Here is a 12,442-nt window from a genome sequence, read left to right as displayed (position 1 = left end):
TTGGGCATAAAGGCATACCCGCAGGATGTTTCATCTTTTCTGCCCATGTTCTTTGGGCATAAAGGTATACTCGAAGAGTGTTTCCTTTTTTCTGCCCATGTTCTTTGGGCTTAAAGGTACGCCTTATGAGGCATGAGCTTTTGAAGGCTGTCAAGGCCGGTAAAATTTTTCTGCTACAGGGCCCAGATTCATGCTGTTGGAGCCCTTAAACAGCACGCAGTCCCCTTCCTTTAACTCCTTATTTAAATAAGATACCAGCAGCTCCGGTTCCATAAATTCTTTAACCGTAATATGAGGAGCGTGTTCCTTCACCGCTCTGGCGATCTCCCCTGCCAATTCTCCTAAAGTCACTACCTCATATACCGGATGTTCTGCAATGTATTCCCCGATTTCATAATGGTATTCTGGGGATTTTTCTCCCAGTTCCTTCATATCAGCCAATACTGCGATCCTTCGTTCCGCCTTTGTTATAGAGCCTAAAACCTCCAGACCTGCTTTCATAGAAACCGGGCTGGCGTTATATGTATCATCTATGATGGTCATACCTGCCACATGATAGATTTGCTGACGGTTTTTAAAGCCGGTGAATTCCTGAAGGCATTTTGAAGCTTCTTCCATAGGAATGCCGCATTCAGAAGCTACTGCAAGAGACACCATGGCATTTAACACGTTATGGCTTCCCATAACCGCCAGCCGTATAGGAACCTTCTTCTGGCCAAAAACTGCAGTAAAGGCCGGAAAGCCCTCCTCAAGATGGACATCCAGAGCCCTGTAATCACAATTTTCCCCTGTTCCGTAATAGATGGTCTTACAGCCTTCTTTTGCCTTTGTTGTTTTTAAAAGCGGGTCATCCCCATTTAAAAACAGGATTCCGCCATCCATAAGGCCATCCTGGATGGTCATCTTTTCCCTGTAAATATTTTCCTGGGACCCCAACTGCTCGATATGGGTTACGCCAATGTTGGTAATCACAGCCATCTGGATCTTTGCAATCCTGGCAATGACGGTCAGCTCTCCCGGCTCACTCATTCCCAGTTCAATGACTCCGATTTCATCCCCGGCCGAAATCTCCGATAAGGTGATGGGCACCCCCACCTGACTGTTATGGTTTCCAGGAGTTTTATAGACGGAATAACGGGCAGACAGGGCGCAAGCGACCATTTCTCTTGTAGTGGTCTTTCCTACGCTTCCCGTAATTCCAACAAGAGGAAGTGTTAAACGGTCCCTGTAATAGCTCCCAATGGCCTGAAGAGCCTTTTTTGTATCCTCAACCCGGATCCAGGGTTTCGCTAAGTCCATGGCGTCATGCTCGCTGGTAAGCGTCGCTGTTGCTCCATTGTCAAAGGCCTGCCCGATAAAGCGGTGAGCATCTTGTTTTTCTCCAATGATAGGGACAAACAGATCATTTCCCCTCATCGATCTTGAGTCAATACTGATGTGTTCTAAAACTGTATTCTCGTTTCCGCAAAGAAGCTTTCCTCCTGTGGCTGAAAGTATTTCTTTTATTGTCATATTTATCATTGCTTCCTCCATTCCATCTACCGTGGAAATGCCGAAAGCCGCATATCCCTACGGCTTCCGGCATTTTATTTATCGCCCGGCCTTCCTTTTAAGCTTCCTATGAAAGCTGTGCATCCACCGCTTTTAAGACCTCTTCCCGGTCTGAAAAATGATGGCGGACTCCGTTTATCTCCTGGTAATCCTCATGCCCCTTTCCTATAATGGCAACCATGTCACCCGGTTCGGCATGTATGATGCTGTAGCGGATCGCTTCCCTGCGGTCAGGAATTTCTATGAATTTTCCTCCGGTCTTTTCAAGACTTCCGCGGATATCAGCAATGATATCTTCCGTTTTTTCATATCTGGAATTGTCCGCAGTGATAATCGTAAGATCTGCCAGACGTCCCGCGCTGTCACCCATGGTAATACGCCGGTCCTTGGAACGGTTTCCGCCGCATCCAAAGACGCAGACAAGGCGCTTTGGATGATAATCCCTCAAGGTTGTAAGCAGACTTTCCATACTGACTGCATTGTGAGCATAATCTACAATTACCGTACATTTTTCAGAGGCATATACGATTTCCATACGTCCGTTCACGTTTAAATGTTCCAGCCCATGACAGATATTCTCTTTTGGAAGCCCTAAAAAGCTTAAAACACTGACTGCAGCTAATGCATTGGCAACGTTAAAGCGTCCCGGAATATTCACCCGGACAGAAAGCTCACAACTCCCTTTGATGTCAAATTCCAGTCCCACAAAATCCGGTTGGGCGATGTATCGGATGTCCTCTGCTTTAAAGTCGGTTCCGTTTTTATCCATGGAGAAAGAATAAAGTTTGCAGGTGGCATCCTTTACCACTTCAGCCCAGTGCTCGTCATCACCGTTCATGATGCCCACTTTAGAGCAGCAAAAAATCCTGGATTTGTAAAAAAGATATTCCTCAAAATCCTGGTGCTCATCCGGTCCGATATGATCAGGAGAAAGATTGGTAAACAGTCCGTAATCAAAACAGATCCCGTCTACCCGGTGCATCTTGAAGGCCTGGGAGGAAACCTCCATCACCATATATCCGCAGCCTGCCTCCACCATACGGGTGAATGCCTGGTGTAGTTCATAGGACTCGGGAGTTGTATTCATCGTAGGCGTTACTTCCTGACCAATGACAATACCTGTGGTTCCGATCATTCCCACTTTTTTCCCGCAGGCTTCCAGAACTGTCTTGATCATGTGCGTAGTTGTGGTTTTCCCCTTGGTTCCGGTCACTCCAATGGTCACCATCTTTTCCGCCGGATAACCAAACCTTGCAGCTGAAAGTAAAGCCAGAGCCTCTCTGGCATTATGTACGAGAATGGCAGTTACGCCATCCGGGATCTTTGTCTTTTGTTCTACTACAAGGATCTCCACCCCGGCGTCCACCACCTCAGGGATAAATTCATGGGAGTCGGTTCTCGTTCCCTTCATGCAGACAAATACAACACCCTTTCGGGCCTTTCTGGAGTCATAAATGACATCCTCTGCATCCACGTCCAGGCTACCCTGCAATACTTCATATTTTAAGTCCTTTAGCCATTCTTTAAACTTCATCAAAACCTCCAAATCAGAATAATCCGGTGATTACTCCATCTTCATTTACGTCAATATTATCTGCGGCCGGCTTCTTTGGAAGGCCTGGCATTGTCATAATGGCTCCGGTCAGAATGACCACAAATCCGGCTCCGGCCGATACATAAGCATCCCGTACGTTAATATCAAAGCCTTCCGGTCTCCCAAGCTTTGTCTGGTCATCGGATAAGGAATATTGTGTCTTTGCCATACACACAGGAAGGCTGCCAAAGCCCATTTCTTCAAATTTTCTTATGGCTTTTAAAGCTGCCGGAGCATAGGTCACCCCAGCTGCGCCATAGATTTCCCTTGCAATTGTAGCGATCTTAATTTCCAGCCCCATTTCATCAGGATAAATGGGTGCAAAATTGCTTTCTTTATTCTCCAAGGTATAAAGGACCTTTTGGGCCAGCTCTATGCCGCCCTCTCCTCCTTTCTCCCATACCTGGGATAAGGCGAATTCACAGCCTCTCTCCTCACAAAACCGTTTAACAAACTGGTGTTCTGCCTCTGTATCTGTGATAAAGGAATTTAAGGTAACAATGACCGGAACACCGTATTTCATCATATTTTCAATGTGCTTTTCCAGATTGACAATCCCTTTTTCAAGAGCAGCCAGGTTTTCTTCTTTCAACTGGTCCTTGGGCACGCCGCCGTTGTATTTTAAGGCTCTCACGGTTGCCACCAGTACAATGGCATCGGGCTTTAATCCGGCTTTCCTGCATTTGATGTCCAGAAATTTTTCCGCGCCTAAATCCGCACCAAACCCTGCCTCTGTCACTACAACATCCGCCAGCTTTAAGGCTGTCTTTGTTGCACGAACACTGTTACAGCCATGAGCGATATTTGCAAAGGGTCCGCCGTGAACGATGGCGCCGGTATGCTCCAGTGTCTGGATCAGATTAGGCTTTAACGCATCCTTTAATAAAGCCGCCATAGCTCCTACTGCGTTTAACTGAGAGGCAGTCACCGGCTCCCCTGCATAATTATATGCCACAATGATTCTTCCCAGCCGAGCTTTTAAATCTTCCATATCGTTTGAAAGGCAAAGGATAGCCATGATTTCCGATGCAACCGTAATTACAAAGTGATCCTCTCTCACAAAGCCTTCTGCTTTGGAACCAAGGCCGACCACAACATTTCTAAGGGCACGGTCATTCATGTCCAGGCAGCGCTTCCAAAGAATCTGACGGGTATCGATTCCCAGAGCATTCCCCTGATGGATATGATTATCTAACAGAGCTGCAAGCAGGTTATTGGCAGAGGTTATGGCATGAAAATCACCGGTAAAATGAAGATTTAAGTCTTCCATGGGAACTACCTGGGCATATCCGCCGCCTGCCGCGCCGCCCTTAATTCCAAAGCATGGTCCAAGGGAGGGTTCTCTGAGAGCGATGATCGCCTTTTTTTCCATTTTCCCCAATGCCTGACCAAGGCCTACGGTAGTGGTGGTTTTCCCTTCTCCCGCCGGAGTAGGATTGATGGCGGTTACCAGAACCAGTTTGCCATCCGGACGGTCCTTTACCCGATCCCACAATTCATCTGTCAGTTTCGCTTTATGCTTTCCGTAAAGCTCCAGCTCATCCTCACCGATTCCGTAGGATGCAGCCACGTCTTTAATAGGAAGCATTTTGGCCTCCTGTGCGATTTCAATATCTGTTTTCATTCTCCAATCCTCCTTCTATGTATATAACACGGTTCTATATTATCGGAATTTCTGATAATCGGATGGATGGCGCTGAAAAACAGCGCCTTTTATCTTCACTTGTTTTGCAAGTTCAGATAAGCCATATTAATAACCCTGGGAAAGTATTTCATCGAATTCTTCCAGGCTCATCAGCACCTTGCGGGGCTTGGTGCCTTCCTCTTCTCCTACTACTCCGGCTTCTGCAAGCTGGTCCATGATCCGGGCAGCCCGGTTAAAGCCGATTTTAAACATTCTCTGCAGCATACCAATGGAAGCCTTATCCTTTTCAATGATAAATTTTCCGGCCTGGACAAAATATTCATCCCTGTCGTTTCCGCCGCCCTTTATCTCTCCTCCTGCAGGCGCAGAAGCGATCATGCTTTCTACCTCCGGGTTGTAATCTGCAGTCATGCCCTGCTCTGTTAAGAAATCCACCACCTTGGAGACTTCGGAATCTGATACAAAGGCGCCCTGAACACGCATAGGTTTCGGATATCCAGCAGGATAAAAGAGCATATCGCCTTTTCCAAGAAGCTTTTCCGCACCGTTCATATCAATAATGGTTCTGGAATCCACGCCGGAAGAAACCGCAAAAGCTACCCTGGAGGGGACATTGGCCTTAATGAGACCTGTTATGACATTTACCGACGGACGCTGGGTGGCGATGACAAGATGGATACCAGCAGCTCTGGCAAGCTGGGCCAGACGGCAGATAGAATCTTCCACTTCTCCTGGAGCTACCATCATCAGATCCGCAAGCTCGTCGATAATGATGACGATCTGAGGCATCTTTTTAGGCTTATCTTCATCCTCAATATCTTTTATACTCTCAACCTTTTTATTATATCCCTTAATTTCCCTGACATTATACTGAGCGAACTTATTATAACGGTCCGTCATCTCCGCCACCGCCCAGTTTAGGGCTCCGGAAGCCTTCTTGGGATCAGTGACCACAGGGAGTAGTAAATGGGGAATTCCATTATAAACGCTTAATTCCACCACCTTGGGGTCTACCATGATCAGTTTTACATCCTCTGGGTCCGCCTTAAAAATGATGCTCATGATCAAGGTGTTGATGCAGACGGATTTACCAGAACCAGTGGCTCCGGCGATCAGAAGGTGAGGCATCTTTGCAATGTCAGTGACAACCACCTGGCCGCCGATGTCTTTTCCCACCGCAAACGCAATTTTAGAGGAATGTTTCTGGAAGCTGTCTGCCTCCAGAATATCCCGTAAGTATACCATTTGGTTTTCTTTATTGGGTACCTCGATACCCACCGCCGATTTTCCCGGGATAGGAGCTTCAATTCGGATATCAGCGGCCGCCAGGCTCAATTTGATGTCATCTGCCAGGCTTACGATCTTACTGACCTTTACCCCCTGCTCCGGATGAAGTTCATACCTGGTTACGGAGGGTCCGCAGCTTATATTGGTAACAGTAACCCCAACTCCGAAATTCTGGAGGGTCCGCTGAAGCTTGATGGCCGTATCCTTATATTCCCGGTCGGAAAAGACCGCTGATTTTCCTTTTTTAAGCAGGGAGAGAGGCGGAAACTTATATTCCTGTTTCACAATCTCCTGTTTTTGCTTGATTTCAAGGCTGACACTTCCCCCATCCTCCTTTGCTGCCTCTTCCCGTTTCTTTTCCAGTTTTTTCTGAAGAGCTTCTGTATCCGTTTCTATAACCTTGCCGGAAGCGGTTACCACCTGTTTTGGCTCCTCCGGAATGGCAAAGGTATCATTTCCTTCCTCAGGATAGAACTCCTCTTCCACAAACTCCAATTCCTTTAAGGTCTTGACCTCTTTCTTCATATATATGGAAGGTTCTTCCAGAGCCTCAGCAAACGGTGTTCCTTCCACATCGGGGTCAAAGGGAACAATATCCTCATCATCTTCCAGTACAGGTGAAAAACTGCCCCGGAAAACATCAGCAGGATTGAGTTCGTCTTCTTCCACAGCAGTAACGGCAGACAGCCGTTTCGCCTGGACCATAATTTCATCGGCAAGATTGTCAGGAACTTCCTCAACCTGCTCTTCCACATAGTTTTCTTCCTGGGCTTCTCCTAACTTCGTGGCCTCTAAATTGACTCCCCGAAGCTTTTTCTCTTCCAAAAGCTGTTTACGGGCTTCCTGGCGCATAGCATGGACTTCCATGTGCATGTCCATATTTTCCCTGGCATGGCGGTATGCTTTTCCGCTTCCTTTTTTCACAATATCTACAAACGATTTTTCCGTAATGCAGACTGCAGATATGACAAGAAGAACTCCTATCACCAGATAGGCTCCCACTACGCCGATTATGGAGGCAAGCCCTCCTGCCAGAAGGCCTCCTATTATGCCGCCTCCTCTTCCGCTTACGGAAGCTTCAAAATAAATGTCGGCAAGTCCTATTCCCTCGCCGGCCTTTGCTCCAAAAAGGAGCTGTAAAAATCCACACAAAGAAACCAGCGCCAGAATAAAAGACGCCAGTTTAAAAGCAGCCCTGGGATTTCCCTGGTTGGAGATGTAAAACGCTGTACCTGCAAACAGCAGCACAGGCGCGACATATCCCACACTTCCGAATATGCCTAACTGTATGCTCCGCAGAAAATCCCCGACCACGCCGCATAAATGAAAGTTGCTAAAAAACAGAATGGCCGCAGCCAAAAATGACATAATGATCACGACTTCTGAATGGATAAATTCCGGTTCCGGTAAAATCACATTTTTTTTGGCGGCGGTATTTCTTGTTCTCCCGTTTTTTCCTTTTTTTGCTGTTGTACGTTTCTTCGTTGTCTCAGGCACAATAACTACCCCCTTCTATCCGTTGGTAACAGTATACAAAAAAATCGGGAGAATTGCAACGATTAACGGGAAGCAGTTTCCATCAGTTCATATAATTTTTTTAAAGCATCCTTGATTCCGCCCACTTCATTTATCAGTCCTTCTTTTACCGTTTCCTCGCCAACCAGCACGGTTCCCAAGTCTCTGGTAAGCATTTCCGTATTCAGCATAAGACGTTTTAGCTGGTCGTATGCGATCTCTGCGTGAGTGGAAACAAAGCTTAAGATCCGGTCCTGTATCATTTCAAAATATTCATACGTCTGGGAGGCGCCAATTACCATTCCTGTCATTCTTACGGGATGAACCATCATGGTTCCAGTGGGTACGATAAAGGAATAATCCGTGCATACGGCCAGGGGAACACCAATGGAATGGCTTCCGCCAAGAACCAGGGATACGGTCGGGATGCTTAAGGAAGCAATCATCTCCGCTATGGCGAGACCTGCATCCACGTCTCCGCCGGAGGTATTTAAGAGAACCAAAAGTCCTTCCACGGAATCATCATCTTCAATCTCCGCCAGCTTCGGGAGGATGTGATCATATTTTGTAGCTTTGCTGTTGCCGGATAAATTTTCGTGGCCTTCCACCTCACCGATAATGGATATCAGATGGATTTTCCGCTTGTTCGCGTTATCATCCAGGGTCATCTGGCCATATTCTTCCAGCTTTTCATCCTCTTTTTGTTCTATATCCTTTTCTGTCTTTTTTTCATCAAGGTTTTCCTTGCGCGCATTGCCGTCAGGCCGATTCTGTCTTTCATCCGGATCTTCGTTCTTCCCATTATTATGCTGATACTCTCTCACCTTAAAAACCTCCTGTTTCACTGTTGATTTGGTAGTTTCACTTTTATACTAACCCACGCGTTCCAGGCGGAATCTGCCCTCTTTACATGCTGTCATGGAATATTCATGGGGTATTTCCATATGATGTGGAGAAAACCATAAAAATATGCTTCCGATCAATGCCAGTCTTCAACCTTATGCAATTACAATATTTTAATTGTGATTGTAACAAGTTATTGACTTTGATACTTCCACATGGTAAACTACCAAACAACATAAATTAAGTCACATTCTTGCCAATGGAGGCAGCGCCGGAGTAATCCTTTTGCGCTGCTTTTCTATAAACAGATACCTGACTTTTTGGCTGTGGCTAAACTAAAAAAAAGGAGAGATCGTCTCATGAACAACTTTTTTATCGCTCAGACCTTTGGCAAATCCTCTAATTTCACGGATATTCCAAACAATTTATTTAAGGAACACAATGTAAAAAAAGGGCTCCGCAACGAAGACGGTACCGGAGTACGGGTAGGCCTGACCCGCGTATCTGACGTAGTAGGCTATGAAATCGAAGACGGAAAAAAGGTCAACGTTCCCGGCAAGCTCTATTACCGTGGAATTGAAATCGGCGACCTGGTAAACGGAAAGAATAATGAACGTAACGGTTTTGAAGAGACTTCATTTTTACTCCTTTTTGGCTATCTCCCCTCTAAGAAGGAATTAAGAGAGTTCACCTCTACCCTTAGCCAGAACTACCATCTCCCCGATGAGTTTCTGGAGAAGAATATGCTCCGCACACCTTCCCGCAATCTGATGAACAGCCTTCAGCAGAGTATACTGGCTCTATACGATTATGATGAGGAGCCTGATAATGTGGATCCCTATGAGACACTTCTAAAGGGAATCAATATCATGGCAAAGCTTCCTTCTCTTTCCGTTTATGCATACCAGAGCAAGGTTCATTACTATGAAAGAGACAGTCTGATCATACATTATCCAAAGCCGGAATATTCCATGGCAGAAAATATTCTCTACATGCTGCGCCGGGATGGGATCTTTACCGAGCAGGAAGCGAATCTCCTGGATGTGATGCTGATGATCCACGCAGATCATGGCGGCGGAAACAACTCTACCTTTACCAATGTAGTCATATCTTCCACAGGAACCGACATTTATTCGGCCATCTCCGCTTCCATCGGCTCCTTAAAGGGGCCAAAGCACGGCGGCGCCAATATATGCTGCAGTGAAATGATCAAGGCCATTGAAAAGGAAATCGGTCTAAAGGCAACCGAAGCCCAGATGAAGGGAGTAATCCAGAAGATCCTATCTAAGGATTTCTATGATAATTCCGGCCTTGTATATGGACTTGGCCATGCAGTTTATACGGTCTCCGACCCTAGGGCGGATTTATTAAAGGTCTGCTGTGAAAAGCTTGCCAAACAGAAAAACAGGGAAGATGAATATGAATTCCTGACAAAATTTGAAAAGGTTGCCAAAGCATGCCTGGCTGGCAACGGAAAAACCCTGTCAAACAATGTAGACTTCTACAGTGGTTTCGCTTATAATATGTTACAGATACCGGAAGATATGTATACGCCTTTATTTGTCTGCTCCCGTATGGCAGGCTGGCTGGCGCACAATATCGAAAACAAGCTGTACGACGGAAGAATCATGCGTCCGGCGACAAAATACGTAGGAGAAACTATCTCCTATAAAAAAAGAGAGGAACGATAGCATATGGTAAAATTGTATGACGGCGGAGCTTATCTTGTACATGGAACGGAACTGGTTCCGGATCAGGAAGCAGAAAAAGTTGCTGCCCTTACAGGAAAGGCTGCAGATAAAGCTGAGGCAAAAAAAGGTACCATCGCCTATTCTATTTTAAAGAATCACAACACTTCGGATCAAATGGATCATCTAAAGCTCCGTTTTGACTCCATGGCCTCCCACGACATAACATTTGTAGGAATTATCCAGACTGCCCGTGCATCAGGGCTTAAAGAATTTCCTATTCCATACATTATGACCAACTGTCATAACTCTTTATGTGCAGTTGGCGGTACCATAAACGAGGATGATCACGTATTCGGACTTTCCGCTGCTAAAAAATACGGCGGGATCTTTGTTCCGCCTCATATTGCGGTCATTCATCAGTACATGCGGGAAATGATGGCCGGCTGCGGACGCATGATTCTCGGCTCTGACAGCCATACCCGTTATGGAGCCCTGGGAACCATGGCCATTGGAGAAGGCGGCGGAGAACTGGTAAAGCAGCTTCTTCGTGATACCTATGATGTTGCTTATCCCGGCGTTGTGGCCATTTATCTTACCGGAAGCCCGGCTCCATCCGTTGGCCCTCACGATGTGGCCCTGGCCATTATCAGAGCGGTCTTTAAAAGCGGCTATGTAAAGAACAAGATCATGGAATTCGTAGGACCCGGTGTGTCTTCTATGGATACGGACTATCGGAACGGTGTGGATGTTATGACTACGGAAACCACCTGCCTTTCCTCTATCTGGAGAACCGATGAGGACACAAAAGCCTATCTGGACCTTCATGGCCGGGGAGATGCTTACAAAGAATTAAATCCCGGAGAAGTGGCTTACTATGATGGAGTGGTTTATGTGGACTTAAGCACCATTAGGCCTATGATCGCACTGCCCTTCCATCCAAGCAATACCTATGAGATCAACGAATTAAATAATAACCTTGGAGACATTCTGCGCACTGTGGAAAAGGAAGCAGAGCGCATTGTGGGCAGTTCCAAAGCAAACCTTTCCTTAACAGACAAGATCGTGGACGGAAAGCTGATGGTACAGCAGGGAGTGATCGCAGGATGCGCCGGAGGCAACTACTCCAACGTTATGGCTGCAGCCAATATTCTGTCCGGTAAAAACTGCGGAAATGACATCTTTAATTTATCTGTATATCCCTCTTCCCAGCCAGTTTATATGGATCTGGTGAAAAAGGGAGCCATCTCAGAACTGATGGCAGCCGGTGCAACTGTCCGTACAGCATTCTGCGGCCCATGCTTTGGCGCAGGGGATACACCTTCCAATAATTCCTTAAGCATCCGCCACACCACAAGAAACTTCCCTAACCGGGAAGGCTCCAAGCCTGGCAGCGGACAGATTTCCTGTGTCGCTCTCATGGATGCCCGCTCCATTGCTGCAACAGCAGCAAACGGCGGTTATCTCACATCTGCGGAAGGCTATGGAGAGGATTACCAGGTTCCTGCCTATGAATTCGATCCATCTTCCTATGAGAGAAGGGTGTATCAGGGATTCGGAAAGGCTCAGCCTGAGGTACCCCTGATTTATGGTCCAAATATCAAGGACTGGCCGGCTATGAGTACCTTAACGGATAACATCATATTGCGGGTATGTTCAAAGATCATGGATCCGATCACTACCACTGATGAACTGATCCCCTCCGGAGAAACCTCCTCCTACCGTTCCAACCCTCTCGGACTAGCGGAATTTACATTGTCCCGACGCGATCCGGAATACGTGGAACGCTCAAAGAAAGTAAATGAGCTGGAGCAGGTAAGGAAAGCAGGTGCATGTCCCTTAGAGGCTGACCGGTCACTGGAATCTGCTTTTAAGGCCCTGACTGCTTATTTAAACCAGCGGGAACTGAATGTTGGGGAAACCGAGATCGGAAGTATGATTTACGCAGTAAAGCCGGGTGATGGCTCTGCCCGTGAACAGGCAGCCAGCTGCCAGCGAGTGCTGGGCGGCTTAGCTAATATTGCAAAAGAGTATGCAACGAAACGTTATCGTTCCAATGTTATGAACTGGGGAATGCTTCCTTTCCTTCTTGATGCAGAGCCGGATTTTGAAGTAGGGGATTTCATCTATGTACCAGGAATCCGCAAAGCTCTTGACGGAGATATGGAACACATTCCAGCTTACGTTGTGAAAAGCGAAGAAGGAAATCCGATTCATGAGATAGAACTGCACATTGCTGATATGACCCCGGAAGAGCGGGAAATCGTAAAGGCCGGATGTCTGATTAATTATAATAGAAACAAAAACCAACAGCAGTAA

At 46.6% G+C, this 12,442-nt stretch carries 7 protein-coding genes; 2 read left to right on the top strand and 5 right to left on the bottom strand.

What is annotated here, in order from left to right; genetic code table 11:
* Positions 1-150 precede the first annotated feature (150 nt).
* The 5 genes from H171_RS07445 to H171_RS07425 all read right to left on the bottom strand — a co-directional run bounded on the left by H171_RS07445 (position 151) and on the right by H171_RS07425 (position 8,416).
* Positions 151-1,521, bottom strand: a complete 1,371-nt coding sequence (locus H171_RS07445; RefSeq protein ID WP_100304571.1) for a UDP-N-acetylmuramoyl-tripeptide--D-alanyl-D-alanine ligase — start codon at positions 1,519-1,521, stop codon at positions 151-153.
* 97 nt (positions 1,522-1,618) lie between these two features.
* A complete protein-coding gene (locus tag H171_RS07440; RefSeq protein ID WP_100304570.1) occupies positions 1,619-3,085 on the bottom strand; it encodes a UDP-N-acetylmuramoyl-L-alanyl-D-glutamate--2,6-diaminopimelate ligase in 1,467 nt (488 codons plus the stop codon).
* A gap of 13 nt (positions 3,086-3,098) precedes the next feature.
* Positions 3,099-4,769, bottom strand: a complete 1,671-nt coding sequence (locus H171_RS07435; protein WP_100304569.1) for a formate--tetrahydrofolate ligase — start codon at positions 4,767-4,769, stop codon at positions 3,099-3,101.
* Between the two features lie 126 nt (positions 4,770-4,895).
* On the bottom strand, positions 4,896-7,574 hold the full coding sequence (locus tag H171_RS07430) for an FtsK/SpoIIIE family DNA translocase (protein WP_100304568.1): 2,679 nt from the start codon (positions 7,572-7,574) through the stop codon (positions 4,896-4,898).
* Between the two features lie 62 nt (positions 7,575-7,636).
* A complete protein-coding gene (locus H171_RS07425) occupies positions 7,637-8,416 on the bottom strand; it encodes a ClpP family protease (protein ID WP_100304567.1) in 780 nt (259 codons plus the stop codon).
* 378 nt (positions 8,417-8,794) lie between these two features.
* Between H171_RS07425 and H171_RS07420 the strand changes: the two genes are divergently transcribed.
* Positions 8,795-10,126, top strand: a complete 1,332-nt coding sequence (locus H171_RS07420) for a citrate synthase (protein ID WP_100304566.1) — start codon at positions 8,795-8,797, stop codon at positions 10,124-10,126.
* Positions 10,127-10,129: 3 nt separating this feature from the next.
* Complete coding sequence (locus H171_RS07415) at positions 10,130-12,442, top strand: hydratase (RefSeq protein ID WP_100304565.1); 2,313 nt, start codon at positions 10,130-10,132, stop codon at positions 12,440-12,442.

It is taken from the genome of [Clostridium] celerecrescens 18A, from assembly GCF_002797975.1.
Taxonomy (GTDB): Bacteria; Bacillota; Clostridia; order Lachnospirales; family Lachnospiraceae; genus Lacrimispora; species Lacrimispora celerecrescens.
The sequence above is the reverse complement of the archived record's forward strand: the minus strand, read 5'-3'. Positions and strand labels throughout refer to the sequence as shown.